30 protein-coding genes are annotated in these 23,577 nt (G+C 31.2%); 29 read left to right on the forward strand and 1 reads right to left on the reverse strand.

The features are described from left to right. The first annotated feature begins 2 nt into the window (after positions 1-2). The 9 genes from aspS (at position 3) to HMPREF0072_RS03685 (ending at position 7,610) form a co-directional block, all read left to right on the forward strand. A complete protein-coding gene (gene aspS, locus HMPREF0072_RS03645) occupies positions 3-1,751 on the forward strand; it encodes an aspartate--tRNA ligase (RefSeq protein WP_004827462.1) in 1,749 nt (582 codons plus the stop codon). Positions 1,752-1,759: 8 nt separating this feature from the next. After that, entirely contained in the window at positions 1,760-2,176 is a 417-nt protein-coding gene (locus HMPREF0072_RS03650; protein ID WP_004827463.1) for a SoxR reducing system RseC family protein, read from the forward strand. Positions 2,177-2,209: 33 nt separating this feature from the next. After that, positions 2,210-3,529 (forward strand): ribosome biogenesis GTPase Der, encoded by a 1,320-nt coding sequence (gene der / locus HMPREF0072_RS03655; protein ID WP_004827464.1) that lies wholly within the window; start codon positions 2,210-2,212, stop codon positions 3,527-3,529. Continuing rightward, the gene (gene plsY, locus HMPREF0072_RS03660) at positions 3,526-4,104 is read left to right on the forward strand and encodes a glycerol-3-phosphate 1-O-acyltransferase PlsY (RefSeq protein WP_004827465.1); all 579 of its coding nucleotides are present in this window, start codon (positions 3,526-3,528) and stop codon (positions 4,102-4,104) included. The genes der and plsY overlap by 4 nt, the downstream gene beginning before the upstream one ends. A gap of 8 nt (positions 4,105-4,112) precedes the next feature. Continuing rightward, the gene (locus tag HMPREF0072_RS03665; protein ID WP_004827466.1) at positions 4,113-5,096 is read left to right on the forward strand and encodes an NAD(P)H-dependent glycerol-3-phosphate dehydrogenase; all 984 of its coding nucleotides are present in this window, start codon (positions 4,113-4,115) and stop codon (positions 5,094-5,096) included. A 63-nt stretch (positions 5,097-5,159) separates the two neighbouring features. Beyond that, positions 5,160-5,723 carry a cell division protein SepF gene (locus HMPREF0072_RS03670; protein WP_039931083.1) on the forward strand — a complete coding sequence of 188 codons (564 nt, stop codon included), beginning with the start codon at positions 5,160-5,162 and terminating at the stop codon, positions 5,721-5,723. Positions 5,724-5,750: 27 nt separating this feature from the next. Further along, positions 5,751-6,518, forward strand: coding sequence for a YlmH/Sll1252 family protein (locus tag HMPREF0072_RS03675; RefSeq protein WP_004827468.1), 768 nt, complete (start codon positions 5,751-5,753; stop codon positions 6,516-6,518). Further along, positions 6,515-6,955 (forward strand): signal peptidase II, encoded by a 441-nt coding sequence (gene lspA, locus HMPREF0072_RS03680; protein WP_004827469.1) that lies wholly within the window; start codon positions 6,515-6,517, stop codon positions 6,953-6,955. Before HMPREF0072_RS03675 ends, lspA begins: the two co-directional genes overlap by 4 nt. Further along, positions 6,942-7,610, forward strand: a complete 669-nt coding sequence (locus tag HMPREF0072_RS03685) for a uracil-DNA glycosylase (protein WP_004827470.1) — start codon at positions 6,942-6,944, stop codon at positions 7,608-7,610. The genes lspA and HMPREF0072_RS03685 overlap by 14 nt, the downstream gene beginning before the upstream one ends. Here the strand turns inward: HMPREF0072_RS03685 and HMPREF0072_RS03690 are convergent. Then, positions 7,607-8,515 (reverse strand): ribonuclease H-like domain-containing protein, encoded by a 909-nt coding sequence (locus tag HMPREF0072_RS03690; RefSeq protein ID WP_004827471.1) that lies wholly within the window; start codon positions 8,513-8,515, stop codon positions 7,607-7,609. The two genes, HMPREF0072_RS03685 and HMPREF0072_RS03690, sit on opposite strands and share 4 nt — an antisense overlap. A 100-nt stretch (positions 8,516-8,615) precedes the next feature. On the opposite strand from HMPREF0072_RS03690, the gene HMPREF0072_RS03695 reads away from it, so the two are divergent. The 20 genes from HMPREF0072_RS03695 to HMPREF0072_RS03790 all read left to right on the forward strand — a co-directional run bounded on the left by HMPREF0072_RS03695 (position 8,616) and on the right by HMPREF0072_RS03790 (position 23,554). Further along, complete coding sequence (locus HMPREF0072_RS03695; RefSeq protein ID WP_004827472.1) at positions 8,616-9,725, forward strand: cysteine desulfurase family protein; 1,110 nt, start codon at positions 8,616-8,618, stop codon at positions 9,723-9,725. Then, positions 9,725-10,888 (forward strand): tRNA uracil 4-sulfurtransferase ThiI, encoded by a 1,164-nt coding sequence (gene thiI / locus HMPREF0072_RS03700; RefSeq protein WP_039931128.1) that lies wholly within the window; start codon positions 9,725-9,727, stop codon positions 10,886-10,888. Before HMPREF0072_RS03695 ends, thiI begins: the two co-directional genes overlap by 1 nt. 98 nt (positions 10,889-10,986) lie before the next feature. Then, the gene (gene rplU, locus HMPREF0072_RS03705; RefSeq protein ID WP_004827474.1) at positions 10,987-11,298 is read left to right on the forward strand and encodes a 50S ribosomal protein L21; all 312 of its coding nucleotides are present in this window, start codon (positions 10,987-10,989) and stop codon (positions 11,296-11,298) included. Further along, the gene (locus tag HMPREF0072_RS03710) at positions 11,298-11,615 is read left to right on the forward strand and encodes a ribosomal-processing cysteine protease Prp (protein WP_004827475.1); all 318 of its coding nucleotides are present in this window, start codon (positions 11,298-11,300) and stop codon (positions 11,613-11,615) included. Before rplU ends, HMPREF0072_RS03710 begins: the two co-directional genes overlap by 1 nt. After that, on the forward strand, positions 11,612-11,893 hold the full coding sequence (gene rpmA, locus HMPREF0072_RS03715; protein ID WP_004827476.1) for a 50S ribosomal protein L27: 282 nt from the start codon (positions 11,612-11,614) through the stop codon (positions 11,891-11,893). The genes HMPREF0072_RS03710 and rpmA overlap by 4 nt, the downstream gene beginning before the upstream one ends. Before the next feature lie 54 nt (positions 11,894-11,947). Continuing rightward, entirely contained in the window at positions 11,948-13,228 is a 1,281-nt protein-coding gene (gene obgE, locus HMPREF0072_RS03720) for a GTPase ObgE (RefSeq protein ID WP_004827477.1), read from the forward strand. 8 nt (positions 13,229-13,236) lie between these two features. Next, positions 13,237-13,521 (forward strand): YhbY family RNA-binding protein, encoded by a 285-nt coding sequence (locus tag HMPREF0072_RS03725; RefSeq protein ID WP_004827478.1) that lies wholly within the window; start codon positions 13,237-13,239, stop codon positions 13,519-13,521. Next, positions 13,521-14,117: a nicotinate (nicotinamide) nucleotide adenylyltransferase gene (nadD, locus tag HMPREF0072_RS03730; RefSeq protein ID WP_004827479.1), complete on the forward strand. Its 597-nt coding sequence runs from the start codon at positions 13,521-13,523 to the stop codon at positions 14,115-14,117. Before HMPREF0072_RS03725 ends, nadD begins: the two co-directional genes overlap by 1 nt. Next, positions 14,110-14,694: a bis(5'-nucleosyl)-tetraphosphatase (symmetrical) YqeK gene (yqeK, locus tag HMPREF0072_RS03735; protein ID WP_004827480.1), complete on the forward strand. Its 585-nt coding sequence runs from the start codon at positions 14,110-14,112 to the stop codon at positions 14,692-14,694. Before nadD ends, yqeK begins: the two co-directional genes overlap by 8 nt. Then, positions 14,669-14,977: a ribosome silencing factor gene (rsfS, locus tag HMPREF0072_RS03740; RefSeq protein ID WP_004827481.1), complete on the forward strand. Its 309-nt coding sequence runs from the start codon at positions 14,669-14,671 to the stop codon at positions 14,975-14,977. The genes yqeK and rsfS overlap by 26 nt, the downstream gene beginning before the upstream one ends. A 27-nt stretch (positions 14,978-15,004) precedes the next feature. Continuing rightward, positions 15,005-15,649, forward strand: coding sequence for a DUF655 domain-containing protein (locus HMPREF0072_RS03745; protein ID WP_004827482.1), 645 nt, complete (start codon positions 15,005-15,007; stop codon positions 15,647-15,649). A gap of 8 nt (positions 15,650-15,657) precedes the next feature. Then, the gene (locus HMPREF0072_RS03750; protein ID WP_004827483.1) at positions 15,658-16,059 is read left to right on the forward strand and encodes an RrF2 family transcriptional regulator; all 402 of its coding nucleotides are present in this window, start codon (positions 15,658-15,660) and stop codon (positions 16,057-16,059) included. Between the two features lie 9 nt (positions 16,060-16,068). After that, the gene (alaS, locus tag HMPREF0072_RS03755; RefSeq protein ID WP_004827484.1) at positions 16,069-18,687 is read left to right on the forward strand and encodes an alanine--tRNA ligase; all 2,619 of its coding nucleotides are present in this window, start codon (positions 16,069-16,071) and stop codon (positions 18,685-18,687) included. A 3-nt stretch (positions 18,688-18,690) separates the two neighbouring features. Further along, positions 18,691-18,951 carry an IreB family regulatory phosphoprotein gene (locus HMPREF0072_RS03760; protein ID WP_004827485.1) on the forward strand — a complete coding sequence of 87 codons (261 nt, stop codon included), beginning with the start codon at positions 18,691-18,693 and terminating at the stop codon, positions 18,949-18,951. Next, complete coding sequence (ruvX, locus tag HMPREF0072_RS03765) at positions 18,944-19,363, forward strand: Holliday junction resolvase RuvX (protein ID WP_004827486.1); 420 nt, start codon at positions 18,944-18,946, stop codon at positions 19,361-19,363. Before HMPREF0072_RS03760 ends, ruvX begins: the two co-directional genes overlap by 8 nt. Beyond that, positions 19,356-19,598, forward strand: coding sequence for a DUF1292 domain-containing protein (locus tag HMPREF0072_RS03770; RefSeq protein ID WP_004827487.1), 243 nt, complete (start codon positions 19,356-19,358; stop codon positions 19,596-19,598). The genes ruvX and HMPREF0072_RS03770 overlap by 8 nt, the downstream gene beginning before the upstream one ends. Beyond that, positions 19,588-20,028: a Fur family transcriptional regulator gene (locus HMPREF0072_RS03775; protein WP_004827488.1), complete on the forward strand. Its 441-nt coding sequence runs from the start codon at positions 19,588-19,590 to the stop codon at positions 20,026-20,028. The genes HMPREF0072_RS03770 and HMPREF0072_RS03775 overlap by 11 nt, the downstream gene beginning before the upstream one ends. Further along, entirely contained in the window at positions 20,028-21,704 is a 1,677-nt protein-coding gene (locus HMPREF0072_RS03780) for a ribonuclease J (protein WP_004827489.1), read from the forward strand. The genes HMPREF0072_RS03775 and HMPREF0072_RS03780 overlap by 1 nt, the downstream gene beginning before the upstream one ends. Then, on the forward strand, positions 21,691-22,329 hold the full coding sequence (locus tag HMPREF0072_RS03785) for an O-methyltransferase (protein WP_004827490.1): 639 nt from the start codon (positions 21,691-21,693) through the stop codon (positions 22,327-22,329). Before HMPREF0072_RS03780 ends, HMPREF0072_RS03785 begins: the two co-directional genes overlap by 14 nt. After that, positions 22,319-23,554, forward strand: a complete 1,236-nt coding sequence (locus tag HMPREF0072_RS03790; protein WP_004827491.1) for a peptidase U32 family protein — start codon at positions 22,319-22,321, stop codon at positions 23,552-23,554. Before HMPREF0072_RS03785 ends, HMPREF0072_RS03790 begins: the two co-directional genes overlap by 11 nt. Positions 23,555-23,577: the final 23 nt, after the last annotated feature.

Consider the following 23,577-nt stretch of genomic DNA (forward strand, 5'->3'; position numbering starts at 1 on the left):
ATATGGAATTTAAAAGAACACATATGTGTGGTAGCTTAAGAAGTTCAGACTTAGGCAAGGAAGTTGTATTAATGGGATGGGTTGCTAAAAAACGTAATCTAGGATCCCTAGTATTTATAGATTTAAGGGATAAAACTGGTATAAGTCAAATCGTAATTAGAGATGATGATAAGGATAATTATGAAAAGGCTCGCGAAATCTCTCAAGAGTATGTTCTTGAAGTTAAGGGCAAGGTTTTTGAAAGAGAAAGCAAAAATCCTGATATTCCTACTGGTGATATTGAAATTATTGCAGATAAGATAAATATACTTGATAAGGCTAAAACTCCACCAATTTATATAAAAGACGACGATGATGTAAGCGAAAATTTAAGGCTAAAATATAGGTATCTCGATATGAGAAAACCTTCAGTTCAAAGAAATCTAAAGCTTAGGTCTGATATTGTTAGAACAATGAGAGAATATTTTTACGAAAATGACTTCACCGAAGTAGAAACTCCATTTTTAACAAAACCTACTCCAGAAGGAGCGAGAGACTATTTAGTTCCATCAAGGATAAATGCTGGTAAATTTTATGCCTTACCACAATCACCACAATTATTAAAGCAAATTTTAATGATAGGATCATTAGATAGGTACTTCCAAGTTGTAAAATGCTTTAGGGATGAAGATTTAAGAGCAAATAGACAACCAGAATTTACACAACTTGACTTAGAAATGAGTTTTTCTAATCAAGATGATGTAATTGCGATGAATGAAGGACTTTTAAAGGTTTTATTTGATACTTATACTGACTATGATTTAAAATTACCTATAAATAGAATGGACTATAGTGAAGCTATGGAATCTTATGGGTCTGATAAGCCAGATTTAAGATATGGATATAAAATTAAAGATGTATCTGAAATTTTCGTTGGAAGTGAATTTAAAGTATTCGCTGATAATACTGGTGATGGTAGGTCTGTAAGAGCTATTAACTTTACAGGTCTTGAGGATAAGTATTCTAGAAAACAATTAGATAAATTAACAGATTTTGTAAAAGATTATGGTTTAAAAGGTTTATCTTATATTAAATTTAATAATGAAATGCAATCATCAATCAAAAAATTCCTAACAGATGATGTTATTAATGGTTTGAAAGAAAAATTAGACGCCAAAGATGGAGATTTAATTTTCCTTGCTGCAGATAAAGATAAGACTGTTCTCGAAGGTCTAGGAGCTTTAAGAGTTAAGATAGCTAAAGATAATAACCTTTATGAAAAAGAATACGCTTTAACTTGGGTTGTGAACTTCCCAATGTTTGAATACAGCGAAGAAGAAGATAGGTATGTAGCACAACACCATCCATTCACAATGCCAAACGAGGAAGATATTGACTTGCTTTTAACCCAACCAGAAAAGGTAAGAACTCAAGCATATGATATTGTTATAAATGGTGATGAAATGGGTGGAGGATCAGTTAGAATAAATAATTCTGATCTTCAAAAGAAAGTATTTGAAGCACTTAAGCTAAGTGATGAGGATATTAAAATTAAATTTGGTTTCTTCATTGAAGCTCTTCAATATGGTACACCACCACATGCAGGTTTAGCTTATGGCCTTGACAGATTATTAATGTTATTTGCAAAAACTGATAATATCAAGGATATAATTGCATTTCCTAAAACTCAATCTGCAACATGTCCTCTTACAGAAGCACCAACTATGGTAGATGATAAGGCGCTTGAGGACCTTAATATAAAATTGAGGTGATAGCTTAGATGGCAATGACTAAAGAAGGTCTAGTCCTTGAAAATAATAATGGAAATTTAAAAATAAAAGTAGATCGAAACAGCGCTTGTGGTTCATGCGCTGCTAGTGCTTCTTGTGCAGAAAGAAAAACCACAATTATCGAAGTTTTTTCTGCTGACAATATAAACAAAGGAGACAAAGTTATTTTAGAAAGTGACGCTGATGAAATTAGTAGAATTTCAGCTCTAGTGTATATAATTCCTGCTATTTTAGTAATGCTTGGAGCAATACTTCCTTCAATGTTATTAAAAAATACAGGATATGATACTAATCTAATTAGTTTAGGTTCTGTTATCCTAATGCTTGCTTTGTCAATTTTATATATAAAAAGACTTGATAAGGGTTCGAAAAAAGAAAAGCTTATTAAGGTCAGAAAAGTTTATTAATCATGATATTTAATAACAGAATTGGAGAAATATATGGCTTTACCAATAGTAACTCTTGTAGGTAGGACTAATGTAGGTAAATCTACATTGTTCAATCGCCTAGTTGGAAAAAGAAAATCAATAACAGAAGACGTCTCTGGAGTCACAAGAGACAGGATAGTTGATAAGGCTGAATGGCAAAATAATGAATTTTTGCTTGTAGATACTGGTGGTATCGATATATCAAGCAAAGACATGATGAACGTTGAGATAAGGGGTCAAGTAGAAAAGGCACTTCTTGAAACAAACTTAATTTTATTTGTCGTTGACGGCAAAGAAGGGGTAAACCCTCATGATGTTGATATAGCCAACGAGATAAGAAAATATAATAAACCTGTAATTATTGTGGCGAACAAAGTTGACAATATGCAAGTTCCTGATGATTTGTATGATTTTTATTCCTTTGGTTTTGATAATCTTGTAATGATATCAGCTGAGCAGGCAAAAGGGCTTGGTGATTTATTAGATGCTATTATTTCATATATAGACTTTTCACAGTTTGAAGGAAATGACGATGAAACAAGGATTGCTATAATCGGCAAACCTAATGCAGGTAAGTCTTCTTTGGTAAATCTTCTACTTAATGAAGATAGAATGATAGTAACAGATATAGCGGGCACTACTCGAGATGCCGTTGATAGTTATTGGACCTATAATGACCACAACTATGTCTTAATAGACACAGCCGGTCTTAGAAGAAAATCAAAAGTAAAAGAAAATATAGAGTATTATGCTAACCAAAGAACCTTTGATGCTGTAGATAGTGCAGAGATATGTTTATTTTTAATAGATGCTACTGTAGGTGTCACAGAACAAGACGCTAAGATTGCTGGTTATGCCCATAATAATAAAAAGGCTATAATAATTGCGGTAAATAAGTGGGATCTTGTTGAGAAAGATACTAATACTATGGCTGAAATGGAAAAGGAAATTAGAAAGACTCTTTCTTTTGCTCTTTATGCACCAATAGTTTTCATATCAGTTAAAGACAATGATAGGATTGATACTCTTCTAGATATGATAGAAGTAGTTGATAATAACTATAGGATGAGAATTAAAACGGGTGTATTAAACACTATTTTACAAGATGCAATGCTCATAAATCAACCACCACAAGATAAGGGTAAGAGGCTTAAGATTTATTATATGAGTCAAGTAGGAACTTGTCCTCCAAAATTCCTTTTATCAATTAATGATAGAGAATTATTACATTTTTCATATACTAGGTATCTAGAAAATCAAATAAGACAAAATTATTCATTAGTGGGTGTTCCTTTTAGCTTTGTATTTAAAGAACGAAGTGGTAAAAAATGAAGTATTTAGCCATAGCGATTTTATCTTACTTATTAGGTAGCCTGCCTTTTGGATATTATATTGGAAAATACATCTATAAAAAAGATATTAGATCCATGGGCTCAGGTAATATTGGAACAACAAATGCTCTTAGAAATTTCGGTAAAAAAGCCGGCTTACTCACCTTTGTTCTTGATGTTTTCAAGGGTGGACTTGCAGCATTTCTTGGTAATCTTATTGCAGGAAATGATGGCATGAGTTTGGCTATGTTCTTCGTTGTTATCGGACATATGTATAGTTTCTTGTTAAATTTCAAAGCAGGGAAAGGTATTGCAACAGTATTTGGAGCTTTAATTTATATAAATCCAATTTTTGCCCTTGGAATGTTCGGAGTATTTTTTATAATAGTTTTATTATCAAGAATGGTATCTCTTGGATCTATTTGTGTTTGCTTAGTTGCAATTATTTCAAGTCTTATTATGTATAGATTCAATAGCTTTAGCTTAAGTTTATCAATCATTGCTATAATTATAATAACTAAACACAGGGATAATATAAAAAGACTAATTAAGGGCGAAGAGAATAAATTATTTTAGGGGATATGATGACAATTTCAATTTTAGGAGCAGGATCTTGGTCAACAGCAATAGCAGATTTGCTTGCTGAAAAAGAAGATGTTCTTATTTATGCGAGAGATGAAAATGTAGTTTTTGCAATAAATGATAAACATCAAAATATAAAATATTTTCCAGAAATCAGATTAAAAGAAAATATTAGAGCAACAAGTAATCTTTCTGAGGTATTTGCTAATAAATACCTTATTAATGGTATTCCTACTCAACAGATTAGAAATGTTTTAAATCAAGCGCGAGGTCTACTGAAAGATGACCATATAATAATTAATTTGTCTAAAGGCTTGGAGCTTGGTAGCCATAAAAGAATTTCAGAAATATTTAAAGATTTTAATAAAAATATTTCATTTGTAGCCTTAAGTGGTCCGTCACACGCTGAAGAAGTAATTTTAAAGATGCCTACTGCAGTAGTATCTGCTTGTGAAGATGGTGCATTATCTAAAGAAATACAAGAACTTTTTGTGAGAGAATATTTTAGGGTATATTCATCAACTGACTTAGTTGGTGTAGAACTTGGTGGAGCCATAAAAAATATTCTTGCCTTTGGTATTGGTGTTGCACATGGTCTTGGATATGGTGATAACGCAAAAGCTGCTCTTGTTACAAGAGGAATCCATGAAATGAGCAGGTTTGCTTGCGCTTTTGGCGCTGAATTTAAAACTATTAATGGACTTGCAGGCGTTGGAGATTTAATTGTAACTGCAACTAGCAAGCACTCTCGAAATAATAAAGCTGGAATTTTATTAGGTAAAGGCTATAGCCTTGAACAAATCCAAAATGAGATAAATATGGTTGTTGAGGGCATACCTACAACAAAATCAGTTTATGAACTAGCTAAAGATAAAAATATAGAGATTCCAATCACTAGTGAAATTTACGAAGTTCTATTTAATAACAAAGACTGCGATGAATCTGTAAAAGATTTAATGATGAGAGATATAAAAAGTGAATTTTAAATTTTTACTTTATAATTATTTAGTATATAATGATAGTAGATAAAAAAGCAAAGGATGATAAAAATGTTTGACAGATTTAAAGAATTCATTGGTATCGATGATAATTACGATGATTATGACGATGATCAGATGTATTATGATGATGTAGAAGCTAAGGAAGAAAAAAGACCGAGAACAACTTATAGTGATTTATTGGATGATGGTAAGGATAGCACTTATGCTACAGACTCATTTAAATCAAGCAAAACAAGTTTTTCTGATGATTATTCTTTTAATAATTCCTATAAATCAGATGATACCGAAGATAAGGTTGTAAGTATTAATAGTAGCAGTTTTTCTAGGAGTAGTAATATGAGAATATCAATACAAGAGCCTTTAGACTATGATAATGATGGTCCAGTGGTTATAGAAGAAATCCTTAAGAACAGAGTGGTAGTTTTAAATTTAGAAATGGTTGACAATGATCTAAGAATGAGAATATTTGACTTTGTTAGTGGAGCAGTATATGCCCTTAAGGGTAACATGAAAAAAGTTACTAAAGGAATTTTTGTTATAACTCCAAATGGGGTCGAGATTGATTCTTTTGTGGCAGACCAAATTTCAGAAGGAAATTATAACCAACTATAGATCGATTAAATTCGATCTTTTGTTTTTATGGCGTTAGAATATAATTTAGATCATATAAGTGACAAACAGAAAAAAACAAATATAAGAAAGGCCTTATCTATTTTAGAAAAGGCTTTTTATAAGAGAATTGAAATTAAGAGCTTTTTCTTAGATCCTTTTGAGCAAAAAACAATTGCTGAAATTGCAAATAAGAATTCTATAAAGATATGTTTTTTGGGAGGGAATGTAGACGCTGAAAGAAAAATATTTGTTGCAAATTATTTCTATGAACCTCTATATGAGCCTAACTACATAAGTGTAATGGAATTTGAATCACAAGATATAAGTCATCCAGATGTCTTAGGCGCGCTTTTAAGTCTTGGTACTGATAGGAATGATATAGGGGATATTTCAATTTTAGATGGGAAAGTTGAATTTGCTATTAGTTTGGACCAAGCTGATTTTGTTGAATTTAACTTAAGTAAAATTAAAAACGAAAGAATAACTTTGATTAAAAAAGAAGATGCCAAACTCGATTTAATTAAACCGAGCTATGAATCACATGATGGTTTTGTATCGAGTTTAAGACTTGATAATTTACTTGGTTTAATTCTTTCAACTTCAAGAACCAGGGCTAAGGATATTGTAAAGGCGAGATTGGTTAAGGTAGATTATCAAATTATTGAAGATCCTTCTATTCAAGTTGATGAAAATAGTCTTATATCTGTAAGAAGGTTTGGCAGGTTTATTTTTGATAAAATTGATGGTTTGAGCAAAAAGGGAAATTATCACATAAGTTATAGGAAAGTAAAATGATATATATTTTAATAATTGTTTTAGGGATTGTTTTAGACAGACTGAGTAAGTTATATGCTATTAATAATTTTATAGAAAAGCCAATTAATACACCCTTTATAAATCTTACTTATTTAGAAAATAGGGGAGCGGCATTTGGAATTTTACAAGATAAAAGAATTTTCTTTTTGATAATAACACTAGCTATAGTTCTTTATTTGATATATTATTTTTATAAGTCATATAAGAGCAATCCTGTAATATTAAATGTAAGTATAGCTATGATTATTTCAGGCGCTTTAGGTAATTTTTATGATAGATTTTTTAATGGTTTTGTAGTAGATTTTATTGAATTTTCATTTTTCACTTTCCCTGTTTTTAATATTGCAGACATTTTTGTGACTTTGGGGTGTGGCTTAATGATATTGTATATTGTTTTTATTCATGAAGATAAATAATGACTGGGATCTTATTCTAAAAGAGGAATTCGAGAAAGAATATTTTAAAAAAATCGAAAGTTTTTTAGATAAGGCATATGAAGAAAAAAATATATATCCTCCAAGGGATGAAATTTTTAAATCTTTAGAACTTTCATCATTTGAAGATACAAATGTTGTTATACTTGGGCAAGATCCATACTATAATCCTGGTCAGGCAGAAGGTCTTTCATTCTCTGTAAAGAAGGGAGTCAAACTCCCACCTTCTTTAAGAAATATTTATAAGGAAATGAACAATGACCTTGGGTTAGAACCAGCGAAAAATGGTACGCTAATTTCTTGGGCACGCCAAGGCGTACTTTTATTAAATGCAAGTCTTACTGTTGAGGAGAAGAAACCAAACTCTCATAAATCGATAGGTTGGCAGATTTTTACTGATAAGATAATATCTCTATTGAATGAAAGAGAGAGACCCTTAGTTTTTATACTGTGGGGTAATTTTGCAAGGTCAAAAAAAGCCTTGATTACAAATTCAAGGCATTTGATTCTAGAATCTGCACATCCATCTCCACTTTCAGCACGAAATGGATTTTTGGGTTCTAAACCTTTTTCTAAAACGAATGAATTTTTAAAGAAAAACAATTTAAAAGTAATAGATTGGGAAATAGAGGATTAGTAATGATTCTCTATTATATTTTTGCATAGATTTAATAAGTTCTTATAGTTATAAATTCTATCTTCTCTAATTATTAATAATTTATCGTTAACCTCGATGTTAGATTCATTTTTTAAATCAAAATGATTTATAGTTACAAATCCATTTATATCTCTATTAAAACTACCATATAAAACGTGTATATTAAGCTTGATGGTGGTATCTTTGATGCTTATTTGATAATTATTTTCTGCAACAAATAAGTCCTCTAATTTTTTTTCTGACTCAAATTCAAAGTTTCCTATATCCTTATTAATGTTAGCCTTGCATATCCAAAACTTACCGATTTTGCTATCGATACTTAATTTATTTATATAGAAATTTTCGATATCAGAAAGCGCTTCTGTTGCTATTAAGTCATTTTCATTGTGTTTAAGAATAGGATAAGGCTTATCTCTTGTGAGTATATCTTCTGACAGCTTGCTAATTGCTTTATATCTACTAGGATCATTTCGCTCAATTCCAATAAATTTTTCTATAGCTACAAGCTTCATAGAGTCATATGAAAAAAATTTTGAATGCCATTTTATAATTTTATAAATATCTTGGCTGGATTCTGGAAATACCGGAAAGAGTTTATGTGAGATGAGCCTAGAATTTAAGAATGGTATGTCAAAGGTATCACCATTAAAAGTGATTATTTTTTTATTTTTTATCTCCCTAAGATATATATTTAACAACTTAATTTCTTCAGAATCATCTTGCGCAAAGTGTTGAAAAATATAAGCGCTATCATTTTCTATTTTTACAAGTCCTAAAAGAACTAACTTGTCATTTCTAAAATCAAGTCCTGTAGTTTCTATATCTAAGACAAGTTCATCTTTATTTAATTTTTTGCCATTAATTCTTATTTTTTTACTAATCATATACTCATTATACTGTTATTAACTTTAAATAATCATTATTGGTTGAGCTTTCTTGTAATATCTTTAAGCTCTAATATAATGATATAATTGAGGTGTACATATGATATATTTAGATAATGCTGCTACAACAAAAATGTATGATGAAGCACTTAAAGCCTATGTAGATGTTTGTAAAAATTATTTTGCAAACCCTAGTGCTCTTCATAGCTTTGGGATGGAAGCAGAAAATTTGATAAAAGATACAAAAAAATACATTGGTAAATTGATATCTTCTAACGAATCTGAAATATTTTTCACAAAATCAGCGACTGAGTCAAATAATATAGCTATAAAATCCTTTGAAGGAGTTGCTCTCACAAGTAAAATTGAGCATTCTTCGGTTTTTAATGCTTTTAAACATGCAAATTTCGATGAGATAAGGTATGTAAATAATGATAAGTATGGGTTTTTAAACGAAGAGGATTTGAAAAATAAATTAGATGATAAAGTCACTTTTGTTTCTTTTATATATGTAAATAATGAAATTGGTACAATCCAAGATATAAAAAATATTTCAAAAATCATTAAAGATTATAATAAAGATATAGTGATTCATATTGACGCGACTCAGGCTATGGGGAAAATTCCTTGTGATGTTAATGAGTTAGGTATAGATATAATGAGTTTTTCTGCTCACAAATTTCATGGACCTAAACAGCTTGGTGGACTTTATATAAGAAAAAATGCCCAAGGGAAAATAAGACCACTCTTAGATGGGGGTTATCAAGAGATAATTTCTTCAGGGACCAATAATCCACCAGCTATATATGCTTGCGGCATCGCCTTAAAAAAACAGGTCGAATCTAATGAGTATGAATATATTAAAGAGCTTAACCATTATCTAAGAACATTAATCGAGGATAATATTTATGATACCTATATAATATCACCTTTAAATAATTCATCACCTTATATCTTAGATGTGGCATTTGCTAATATTAAGTCAGAAGTTCTTCTACATATGCTCGAAGAAGAAGAAATTTATGTATCAAGTGGTTCTGCTTGTTCCAAAGGTGATTATAGCAGAATTTTAAGTGCCTTAGGTATTGAAAAGAAATATATGGATGGTGCAATTAGGTTTTCTTTTTCTAACGAAATAACTAAGGAAGATTTAGATTGTACTTTAAAAGTTTTGAAATCAAGTATAGATATGATAAGGATGGTTATATAATGGAATGGATGTTATCGGTTAGCTTTGGAGAGATTTTTCTAAAGGGTAAAAATAGGCATATTTTTTATAAAACTGCCATTGATAATATAAAAAGAAACATAAGAGATATCCCTTACGAGGATATGTATTCAGAATCTTCAAAGCTTTATATTAAGGCTGATAAAAAAGATTTTGACAAATTAAAAAACAATATTCTTAAAGTCTTTGGAATCTCATATGTTTCTTATGTAATCAAAACAAGCAAAAACCTCGATGATATTTACAAGGCATGTAAACTTGATCTTGAGGAATATTTTACTGGAAAGAACTATACGTTCAAAGTTGATTGTAAGAGGACTGACAAGGCATTCGAATTTAAGTCACCTGAGCTTTCTGCCAAGATTGGTGGATTTATTCTTAGAGATTTCCCTAACCTTAAGGTGAATGTCCATAATCCAGATTTTAGAGTGTTTATTGATGTTAAAGATAATGTTTATGTCTATTCTAAGAGATTTAAAGGATTAGGAGGCCTTCCAATCGGATCATCTGGAAAGGGACTTCTACTTTTATCTGGTGGTATTGATTCACCTGTAGCAGGATTTATGGTTGCAAAAAGAGGAATGAAGATAGATTGCTTACACTTTCATTCATACCCTTTTACATCCAAAAGAGCCTTACAAAAAGCGATAGACCTTGCTGAAATTATGTCTGCTTATACTGGAAAAATGAGAGTTTACTCAGTCAATCTTGCTAATATATATAAAGCAATAAATCAAAATTGTGAAAGAAGAGAAACAACAATTTTATCTCGTCGATTTATGATGAGAATAGCTAATAAAATTTCAGAAGCTAATGGCTATCAAGCATTAATAACAGGAGAATCACTAGGTCAAGTTGCAAGTCAAACAATAGAATCAGTTGCAGTTATAAATGATTCGTCAGATTTACCAATCTTAAGACCACTTATAGCGATGGATAAAAAAGATATCATCGATATTTCATTGAAGATAGGTTCATATGATAAATCTATAGAACCTTATGATGACTGTTGTTCAATTTTTGCACCTGATAGTCCAGTGACAAAACCAAAATTAAATTTTATAAAAATGAGTGAAGAAAATCTAGATATTGATGCCTTAGAAGATGAAGCAATAAAGAATATGGAAATTATTGATATTGCTTGACAAAATAATAATACAGAAGTAATATGTATCAGTAGACCGCTCAGTTAGGGTTCTGATCCCCGAATGCTGGCGAGAATATTATAAATAGGAGGCTTTCCATGTACGCAATTATTAAGACAGGTGGAAAACAATACAAAGTATCAGAAGGTGACTTAGTAAGAGTTGAAAAACTTGCTTACGAAGTTGGTGAGACTGTAGATTTTGATCAAGTACTATTAGTATCTAATAACGGAGACCTTAAAGTTGGTGCTCCATTAGTTGAAGGTGCAAAGGTAACAGCAACAGTAGAAGATCAAAATAAAGATAAGAAGATTGTGGTTTATAAATATAAACCTAAAAAACAATATAGAAAAAAACACGGCCACAGACAACCTTATACTTTAGTAAAAATTAATAGCATAAGTCTTTAATGATTAATATTAATTTATTAATCAATAAAAAAGACGAAATAGTAGGTTTTGAAATTGAAGGTCACGCCAATTACGATGAGTATGGTAAAGACCTTGTATGTTCAGCTGTCACTATACTTGCCTATAGCTGTGTTAATAGTCTTGACAAATATGCTGATGACGTTAATTTTTCAGATAATGAAATAATAATGACTGTTTCTATTAGTAGTCCTAATAGGGATACAGATGTCATTTTTGATTATTTTAAGACAGGTATTGAAACACTTTTGGGTAATTATGGCAGCTACGTTAAATTAAATTATAAGGAGAAAATATGATATTAAATATTAATTTACAAAGATTTTCAAGTAAAAAGGGAGTTTCTTCATCTAAGAACGGTAGAGACTCAAGAGCTAAAAGACTTGGTGTAAAAAGAGCTGATGGTCAATTTGTAAATGCTGGAACAATCATTGTTAGACAAAGAGGAACAAAAATTCACCCAGGTAACAATGTAAAAAGAGGTTCTGATGATACTCTTTATGCTTCTTGCGAAGGCGTTGTAAAATTTGAAAGAAAAGGCAAAAGCAGAAAACAAGTCTCTGTTTATGCACAATAATTGATAAAAAATTAAGCTTGCCTTTGGCAAGCCTTTTTTTATGAAAGGAAAATTATGATTGATATTGCAAAAATTAGCATAAAAGCAGGAGATGGAGGCAATGGTGCAGTTGCCTGGAGAAGAGAAAAGTATGAGCCAACAGGTGGTCCTGCTGGTGGTGATGGTGGTGACGGTGGTTCAATAATTATCAAAGCAACTAGAAACCTATCCACACTTGATGAGTTTAGATATAAGAAGAATTTTAAAGCAGAAAATGGTGAACAGGGTGGAAAGAGCAAGAAGTTTGGTAAAAAAGGCGAAGACCTTTATATTCCTGTTCCTGTTGGTACATTAATTAGAGAAGCAGAATCTAATACCATTATCAAAGATATGAAAAATGATGGCGAAGAATTTTTGATAGCCAAAGGTGGTAGGGGTGGTCGTGGAAATGTCCACTTCAAAAATTCTATAAGGCAGGCTCCTAGATTTGCCGAATCTGGTAAAAAAGGTCAAGAAATAGATCTAATTTTTGAATTAAAAGTCCTTGCAGATGTAGGACTTGTAGGCCTTCCTAATGTAGGAAAATCAACACTCTTATCAGTAATTACAAAAGCTAGACCAAAGATTGCAAATTATCATTTTACAACTATTGATCCAAATTTAGGTGTTGTTAAGGTAGATAATGAAAGAAGCTTTATTGTTGCAGATATAGCTGGTTTGATTGAGGGCGCTAGTGAAGGTTCAGGACTAGGCCATGACTTTTTAAGGCACATAGAAAGATGTAGGATTTTGATTCATCTTGTTGATATCTCTGGTCTTGAGGGCAGAGACCCAATTGAAGACTTCAAGCTTATCAATAAGGAATTAAAACTTTACAATAAAAAACTTTCTGAGAAGCCAATGATTGTTGCTTTGAATAAGTGTGAGCTTGATTATAATGATAATGCAGCAAAATTTATTGAACAATATGATGATTCTTATAAGATATTTAAAATTTCTGCAGCGACTACAGCTGGTATAAAGGAAATGATTGATTATGTCACAGAAGAACTTGAAAAATCAAGTGAAGAAGAATTCGCTCTATATGAAGAAGTTGATGAAAAATTCTTAGAAGATTTCTACAATAAAGAAATTGATTTTGACTTAAATATCAAGAAAGAAAATGATATATACTTAGTTTACGGTAAGAGGGTAGACAACCTCTTAAAGAAAGTAAATATTGACGATTACGACTCAATGATTTACTTTGAATCAACTCTTAGAGAAATGGACGTATTTGATAAATTAAAAGAAATGGGAATACAAGACGGAGATAGTGTTGCTGTGGGCGATATTGTCTTTGAATATTATGAATAGGAGGAAATATGTTAACAGGTAAACAAAGAGCTATGTTGAAACAGGAGGCTCATGATTTTAAGCCAATAATAAATATTGGAAAATTTTCAATATCTGATCAACTACTAGATGCAATTGATGAAGCTCTTGAAGCGAGAGAATTGATTAAGATTAAAATTTTAAACAACAACCTTGATGATGCTGATTATATCATTGATACTATAGTTGAAAAATTAAACTGTGAATTTATTTCGCACATCGGTTCAATTTTCACTATATATAGAAAAAACGACACAAATATTTATAATTTATAATGAGAATAGGTCTTTATGGTGGGACTTTTGATCCAATTCATCTTGGTCATTTAATTGTGATAGAAAATGCGATTAATCAGATGGATTTAGACAGGGTAATAATTTTACCAAGCTCGAACCCACCTCATAAAAAAAATATAAACAAGACAAAAGCTGACTTGAGGGTAGAAATGGTCTATGAGGCTATCAAGGATAATCCAAAAATAATCCTATCTACTTATGAGTCATCAAACGATGAAGTTAGATACACCCATGAAACACTAGACTACTTTACGAGTCATTTAAGTAATCATGAAATTTTTTATATCATGGGTGAAGATTCCTTCATGACTATAGATTCTTGGAGAAATTATGAAAAAATATTAGGCTATAACATTATTGTATTCGCAAGGGATGGAATAGAAGAGGATAGCAAGCTAGTAAAAAAAGTAAATAAAATTCGTAAAGCTAATCCAAACATATACCTAATAAATATTCTAAATGTTAATATTTCTTCAACCTTAATTAGGACCTTAGTAAAAGAAGATAAAAGTATAAAATATTTAGTAAGAGATGAAGCTGATTATATAGTTAAAAATAGGCATTTATATGAATGATTTAACAAAAATATATGAAAAATTAAAACACGATATTGGAGAAAAAAGATTTGAACACAGTTTAAGAGTAGCTAAAACTGCAGAAAAAATGGCAGGTAAGTTCGGTGTAGACCCTAAAAAAGCATTTATGTCTGGTCTTGTCCATGACTGCGCTAAATACAATGAAGAATCTTATATAAAAAAATTCAATATCGACCGGGCTGCTTATCCAGTAAGTTCAATAAAAGATCCTGTCCTCCATGCATTTTTAGGAGCAGAAGTAGCAAAAAAAGTGTATAATATATATGATGAGGATATATTAAATGCTATTAAATACCACACAACTGGTAGGGAAGCTATGAGTGATTTAGAAAAGATTATTTTTATAGCTGATGCAATAGAACCGGGACGTGAATTTGAAGGTATTGAAAATATTAGAGAGGTTGCTTATAACAACCTTGACGATGCTTTACTTTTATTATTAGATAGCAATATTGTTTTTTTAATAAATAAAAAAGCTTTGATAAATCCTCTTAGCTTTGAAGCTAGAAACTACTTGATTGAGGAGAAAAATGGAAAAATTAGATGTAATAGTTAAAACATTAGAAGATAAATTAGCGGATGATATAAATGTCATTAAACTTGAAGATTCATCTGTAGCAGATTATTTCATTGTTGCCACAGGTAATTCTATTAATCAAACACGAGCCTTAGCTGACTACATAGAAGATGATTTGCACAAAGAAGGTTATGATATTAAATCTAAAGAAGGCTTTAGAGAGGGAGAATGGATTTTAATTGATGCAGGAGACATCATTGTCCATATCTTTACTCAAAAACAAAGAGAATTTTACGATTTAGATAATCTGTGGGAAAATTAATTTCTCATACCTTTTATAGGAGATGATATGCCTAAGGATAGGAAAGATAAAATCATTTTTGCAGGAATTATATTTCTTGCTTTTCTTCTAGCAAATTTATTTGCTAACGGTGGTTTCAAAAATCTTCTTAATAAAAATGAAGATGAAATCGAAATGACAAGTTCGGTTGATGAAAACACCGAGAAAGATAAAGAAGAAGTTAGAGATGATTTATCTAGTCAAGATAAGAAAGTTTATATTTCAGGAGAAGTTAAAAACTCTGGAGTATATGATATAAAGGATGGAGATAGGTTAGATGATCTTGTAAAAAGAGCGGGTGGTTTTACTGATAAAGCCGACAAAAACTCTATTAACCTTGCCTTAAGGTTAGAAGATCAAATGAAAATATACATACCTAATGTTGATGAAAATCAAAACATAAATACTAATAATACAAATCTGACAACTGGTGATACCACATCTAATGCTGCTACATCTTCAAGTCAAAAGATTAATCTTAACTTGGCAAGCAAGGAAGAGCTAATGACATTACCAAATGTCGGTGAGAAAAGAGCTCAGGCTATCCTAGACTATAGAAAAGAAAAAAGATTTGAAAAAATCGAAGATATTAAAAATGTCAAGGGCATAGGTGAGAAGTTTTTTGAAGCTATGAAAGATTTGATTACAGTATAGGGGTATATATGAAATTATCTACGAGAGGTAGGTATGGATTAAGAGCGATATGCTATATAGCAGAAAACCAAGATAAGGGTTTTATACCTGTCTCTGAAATAAGCGAAAAATTAAATTTATCAGAAAATTATTTAGAACAGTTAGTTAGAGTCTTAAAAAAAGATGGTCTTATTAAATCAAGCAGAGGACCAAAGGGAGGTTATAAGATAAAAAGCGATTTATCTAGCATAACCATTGGTCAAATTCTAAGGAGTTTAGAAGGTGATATGACAACAAGCGAATGCGTAAGCGGAAAGTTTGATTGTAGTGAAAAATGCGATGCCTATGATCTCTTCAGTAAGCTTGATTACTTAATAAACGCAGCCATTGACTCTATTACTTTAGAAAATATTGTTAAACACGAAATTTAAGGAGAATTAATGAAAAACTTAGGAATGAACGAGCTTAGAAAAAGCTATCTAGAATTTTTTGGAAATGAGAAAAATCACACACTTTTAAAATCATTTCCTCTAACACCAATTGATGATGACACACTATTATTAATTAACGCAGGTATGGCGCCTCTTAAAAAATATTTCACCGGTGAATTAAAGATGAAAAACAATAGGGCCACCTCTTCACAAAGATGTGTAAGAACAGGCGATATTGAAAGGGTTGGTAAAACTGAACGCCACGGTACATTTTTTGAAATGCTTGGAAACTTTTCATTTGGAGATTACTTTAAAAGAGAAGCTATTAACTGGGCTTTTGAATTCCTAACAAAAAAACTTGAAATTAATAAAGACGATTTATGGGTAACAGTTTATTACGACGACGATGAAGCATATAATATTTGGCATGATGAAATTGGTATGCCAGCAGAAAGAATCTTAAGACAAGGCAAAGAAGATAACTTCTGGGAACTAGAAGTAGGTCCTTGTGGTCCATGTTCAGAAATTTATGTTGATAGGGGCCCTGAAAGAGCGGTTGATGAAAATGACAACCAACCAGGTAATGATAATTCTGATAGGTTTATGGAAGTATGGAACTTGGTATTTACTCAATTTAACAAGGATAATCAAGGTAACTATACTAATTTAAGCCATCCAAATATAGATACAGGTATGGGTCTTGAAAGAATCGCCATGATTCTTCAAGGTAAAGATAATATTTTTGAAATAGATGTAATGAAAGAAATTATATCTGAAATTGAAAAATTATCTGGAAAAACATATAAGGCTAACAAGGTGGATGATGTATCTATAAGGGTAATCGCTGACCATGCAAAAGCCATGACATTTTTAGTGTCTGACGGCGTTATTCCATCAAATGAAAAACGTGGTTACGTTTTAAGAAGACTTATAAGAAGAGCTTATAGACATGGTAAATTATTAGGTATTGAAGGCCCATTCTTAAATAAAATAGTAGATAAGGTAATAGAAACTTATAAGGTTGAATATGATGAACTTGTTGATAACATGGATAACATCCATAAAGTTATCAGTGATGAAGAAGATAGGTTCCAAAAAACAATCAACCAAGGTTTAGAAAAATTAGACAGCCTAATTGCTGATATGGAAAAAAATAATATTAAAATTCTAGACGGTAGTGAAGCCTTTAAATTATATGATACCTATGGATTCCCACTTGATTTAACAAAAGAAATTTTAGAAGAAAAGAATTTAGATGTTGATGATGAAAAATTTGAAGAAGAAATGGAAAATCAGAGAAATCTTGCAAGAAATGCAAGAAAAACTGACAACAAGCATAAACACGACAATCTTTTAGCTGATCATCTAGAAAAAACTGACTTCCAAGGTTATGAAAACTTTGATCTCGAAGGAAAATTACTTGCTATTTTTGTTGATGGAGAAGAAAATTCTTCGATAAAAGCACCAAATAAAGGTATAATAGTTAGTGATAAGACTTCATTTTATCCAGAAGGTGGTGGAGAAGTCGCTGATACAGGCTTTATTAAAACTTCAAATGCTTGTGCAAAAGTAGTTGATGTTCAAAAGAAGAATGATATTATATTCCACTATGTGGAAGTGACAGAAGGTGAATTTGTTAGGGGCAGTGTTGCTCGTTTTGTAATTGATCTAGAAAGAAGATTAGACATACAAAGAAATCACTCTGCGACTCACTTATTAGATAAGGCCCTAAAGAATGTACTTGGTCAAAATATAAACCAGGCTGGTTCTTTAGTAGACGAAGATAAATTAAGATTTGATTTTACTTATAACAAGGCTCTAAGTAATGAAGAGCTTAGAAAAATCGAAGAAGAAATTAATGCTAAAATCAGAGAACAGCTTCCTGTAAAAAAGGAATACATGGATTATAAAAAATCAGAAGAATTGGGTGCAGTTGCCCTATTCGAAGATAAATATAAAGATATTGTTAGGGTTGTTTCTATGGGTGATTATTCTATAGAATTATGTGGTGGTTGCCATGTAAATAATACAGCCGAAGTATTGATGTTTAAGATAAAATCAGAATCATCTGCAGCTGCAGGTGTTAGAAGAATCGAAGCTATAACAGGTAAGGCTGTTTTCGAAGAATTGATTTCTAAGGAAAACACCATTAAAGAAATAGCTAATGACTTAGATGCTAATATAAATAACATTAAATCAAAAATTAATTCATTAAAATCAGAAATAGCATCCAAAGATAGTGAAATCAAAAGATTGAAATCTCAATCAAATAAAGATGTATACAGTGAACTTAAATCCAAAATCGAAAAAGTAAACGGTGTAAATCTACTAATAGCAAAATTTGATAACGCAAGTGTCGATGAATTAAGAGAATTAGAAAATAAATTTAAGAATGAATACGATAATTTAGTTATAATTTTTGCTACAGTAAGCGATAAGATTATATTTACCGTGTCAGTTGATGATAACCTAACTGATAAATATAATGCAGGCAAAATCGTAAGAGAAATTGCTCAAATCACTGGAGGTAATGGAGGCGGTAAAAAGAACTTCGCCCAAGCTGGTGGAAGTGATATTTCAGCCTTAGATAAGGCACTTAAGAGGGCCTACGAAATAATAAAGGAGTAATAAATGACTGATATTAATAAGCTTAATGAAACTATGCTTTTCAAAAGAGAAGACATTGAGAAGAACAATATTAGAGAAATCCTTACAACAGTTTACAAGGCTTTAGAGGATAAGGGTTATAAGCCAAATTCTCAAATAGTAGGTTATCTACTATCTGGAGATCCAACCTATATAACCGCTCATAATAATGCCAGAAAGCTTATTAGAGCAGTAGACAGAGATAAGATATTAGAAGAATTATTAAATAATTATATCAATGAGTAGGATAATGGGGCTTGATGTAGGGGATAAAACAATAGGTGTCGCTCTTAGCGACCCTTTGTTTATAACTGCCCAACCCTATGAAACAATAAAAAGAACTAAAGCAAAATTTGATATAGATAGGATTGAAAAAATATTTGTTGAAAATGATATTTCATTAATAGTTGTAGGGCTACCTAAAAATATGAACAATACTATGGGTCCACAATCTATGAGGATTATTAGTTTTGTTGACCTGATTAAAAAAAGAATTGATACAGAAATTGTCTATCAAGATGAAAGACTTACCACAATCCAATCTGAATCAGTACTTATCGATATGAGTGTTAGACGAGAAAATCGAAAAGCTCATATTGACAAAATTGCTGCAAGTTTTATATTGCAAACTTATTTAGACAGGAGAAATAATGAATAGTATCTTTTTACTGGATGAAAATAATAATGAAGTCGAATTTAATATAGTGGATACATTCGGAATAGATGATAAAAATTATGCCGCGCTTAAGAAAATTGGCGACGATATGATAATGATTTTAGAAGTTTATAATACAAATGACCTTATAAACTTCAAAACTATTGAAGATTCAAACGAACTAAATGAAATTATTGAATTTTATGAAGAGATGAAAAGGGAAAAAGATGAACATTGATGAAGTAAGAAAAATTTTTGAAAAAAATAACCAAAAATTCACCAAACAAAGAGAATTGATTTTTAATGTTTTAAAAAGCTCTTCAAAAAAACATCTGACACCAGAACAACTTTTTTCTATAGTCCACCAGGACCATAAACAAGTTGGTATTGCTACTATCTATAGAACTTTAAATATTTTTGATGAGTTAGGGATAGTTAATAAGCAAGAGTTTACAGATCAAGCTTATACTTATGAAATTATTGATCCTGAAAGTGATCACCACGATCACATTATATGTACTTCTTGTGGGAAAATTCTGGAAGATGAATTTTTGTCGTATGATGATGTAAAAAAATCCCTAAAGGAAAATTATAATTTTGATTTATCCTATTATTCTTTAAGAATTTATGGAATCTGTTCCGATTGTCAGAATAATGAGGAGAAATAATGACAAATGAAAAAAAATTAAGAATAATCCCAATAGGTGGATTACATGAAGTAGGTAAAAACTGTGCACTAGTGGAATATGGAAATGACATGATAATGATAGACTGCGGTCTAACATTTCCAAATGAAGAGATGCTAGGGGTTGATATTGTTATACCTGATTTTACCTATGTAGAAGAGAATAAACAAAAACTAAAGGGCATATTTGTAACCCATGGTCACGAGGACCACGTTGGTGCCATACCATATTTTTTAAAGAATGTGGATACAAATGTTTATTGCTCAAAATTAACCAAGGGTCTTATTGAAAACAAATTTAAAGAACATGGCCTAAATCCAAATAAGATTAAGATGGTCAATGTTAATAATACAGTAAAAGCTGGTAGCTTAAGCGCTGAATTTATCAGAGTAAGCCACTCAATTCCAGATTCATGTGCTATAGCTGTTAAGTCTCCTGTTGGAACAATAATTTTCACTGGAGATTTCAAAATGGACTTTACACCAATTGATAATGATCCAACAGACATTCAAAGACTTGCAGAATTAGGCAAGAAAGGTGTCTTAGCATTATTTGCAGATTCTACTAACGTAGAAAGAGAAGGATTTTCTCTAAGCGAAAAAGTCGTTGGCGAAACATTTGTTGAGATATTTGGACAAGCTAAGTCTAGGATAATAGTTGCAACTTTTGCATCCAATCTCCATAGGGTTCAACAAATTATTACAGCGGCTGAAAAATATAATAGAAAAGTAGCGCTTTCTGGTAGGTCAATGTTAAATAACGTCAGGATAGCAAATGAATTGGGTTATTTAAATATTAAGAAAAATACTCTAATTGACATGAAAGCCATTAAAAAATACGCTGATGATGAACTTGTTATCCTCTCAACAGGAACACAAGGAGAGCCTTTAAGTGCTCTTACAAGAATGGCAAATAAAGAACATAGACAGATTACCTTAAACGAAACAGATATGGTTATCTTATCGTCATCTGCTATACCAGGTAATGAGATGGCTATAAATACAACTATCAATAACCTAACTAAGATAGGTTGCAAGATAATTTACTCATCCTTAGCTAAGGTCCATGCATCTGGACACGCTTGCCAAGAAGAAATTAAATTAATGTATCAATTAATTAAGCCAAAATATTTGATTCCAGCCCATGGTGAAATCAGACAACTCCAAAAACATTCTGAAATCGCTCAAGACATGGGACAACCAAAAGAAAATATTTTTATATGTGAAAATGGTGATGTAATTGAATTTACAAAAAAATCTGCTGGTATTAAAGGGAAAGTACAAGCAGGGAACGTACTTGTTGATGGGTCAGGAATTGGTGATGTAGGCAACATTGTTCTTAAAGATAGGAAACACTTATCTGAAGATGGACTCTTAGTTGTATCCATAACCTTTGATAGACATACACAAGAATTATTGGCAGGACCTGAAATAGTGTCACGTGGATTCGTCTATGTAAAAGAAAACCAAGATATTATTGAAAATGCAAAAGATGTTGTATTAAGATCTATTAATAAGTGCAAGAAGCAAGACATCAAAGCCTTAAGCCAAATAAAATATCAGATTAGAGAAGATTTAAAATCTTATATATATAATGAACTTGGTAGAGATCCAATGATACTACCAGTAATATCAGAGATAGAAGATGGGAAATATTAATTACGAACACACTTCCCTTTTTATAGAAGATTTGCTTAACGATACTGACTTTGTTGAATTAAGAAAATATGCTAAAGAAAATGACGTGCCAATTATGAACAGTCAAACTAAAGCGTTTATAATTTCAATCCTCAAGATTGCTAAACCTAAAAAAATCTTAGAAATAGGTACAGCTATTGGATATTCATCACTTTGTTTTAAAAAATATACTGGTGCGGACATTACAAGCATTGAATTAGATAAGGAAACAGCAGATATCGCAAGAAAAAATTTTGAAAAATATAATGTAAATGTCAATCTAATTAACGATGACGCAATGAAAGCCTTGAGAAATATAAATCAAGGCTTTGATTTTGTTTTTATAGATGCAAATAAGTCTAGATATTTAGATTATTTCAAAATAACAAGTAAGCTTCTTAACGAAGGCGGAATTATAATTGCAGATAACGTCTTGTTTAGGGGCGAAGTTTGCAATGATGATATAATGGAAAAAAGAAAGAATACTTTAGTTAAAAGACTTAGGAATTTCCTAGCCTATATAACAGATCTTGATGATTTTATTACATCTGTTATCCCAATAGGGGACGGACTTACCTTGAGTGTTAGGAGAAATAATGAAAAATAGAAAAGTAGAATTATTAGCCCCCGCGGGTGATTTTGAAAAATTAAAAACAGCCATAAAGTTCGGTGCAGATGCCGTATATCTAGCTGGAGATAATTTTGGTCTTAGAGCCAATGCCAAAAATTTTAATAACGATGAATTAAGAGAGGCAGTTGCTTATGCTCATGAACGCAATGTAAGGGTTCATGTAACTATGAACATTATGCCTCATGACGGAGATATGGAAGGTATTGTAGAGTATTTGGAAAACCTAGATACTATAGGTATAGACGCACTTATAATCTCTGATCCGGGTATTTTTTCTTTAGCTAAAAAATATACCAATATAGATCTTCACATTTCAACTCAAGCATCTGTGACAAACTCAGCAACAGTTAATTTTTGGTATGAAATGGGGGCTAAGAGAATAATACTTGCTCGTGAATTATCATTAGACGAGATAACTGAGATAAGAAAAAATGCACCAGAAGATATGGAAATAGAATGTTTTGTTCACGGTGCAATGTGTATTTCATATTCTGGTAGGTGTCTATTGTCCAGTTATATGACAGGTCGTGATGCAAATAGGGGTGATTGTGCGCAACCATGCAGGTGGAAATATTCACTTCAGGAAGAAACTAGACCAGGGGAATACTTCCCAATTGAAGAAGATGGTCATGGTGGCACTTTTATTATGAATTCTAAAGATCTCTGCTTGATTGAGGAAGTTGACAAGTTAATTGAGGCAGGAATAGACAGTTTTAAAATCGAAGGTAGGATGAAGACTCCTTTTTATGTAGCAACAGTAATCAGATCTTATAGGCAGGTTATAGATAGCTACTACGAAGGAACCTATAGCAAGGAAGTTTGTAAAAAATATTTTGATGAGATAAGTAAAGCAAGCCACAGGTACTTTACTAAAGGATTTTTCTATAAAAAGACTGATGAGAACGACCAAATTTATACATCTTCATCATATATAAGAAATTATGATTTTATTGGTGTAGTAAAAGATTATGATAAAGAATCAAAAATAGCGACTATTGAGCAGAGAAATAGGTTCTTTAAGGGTGATCAAATAGAAATTTTTGGCAATTCTAAGGATTTTTATACTTTAATAATTGATTATATGGAAGATGAAAAGGGTCAAGAAGTTGAGGTTGCAAATATACCAAAACAATTAATTAAAATAAAAGTAGATTTTCCACTCGAAGAGGGAGATATACTAAGAAAAGAAATAAAAGACTAAAAAAGCTAGCCAAATGGCTAGCT

The sequence above is a fragment of the Anaerococcus lactolyticus ATCC 51172 genome (assembly GCF_000156575.1).
Classification (GTDB): Bacteria; Bacillota; Clostridia; order Tissierellales; family Peptoniphilaceae; genus Anaerococcus; species Anaerococcus lactolyticus.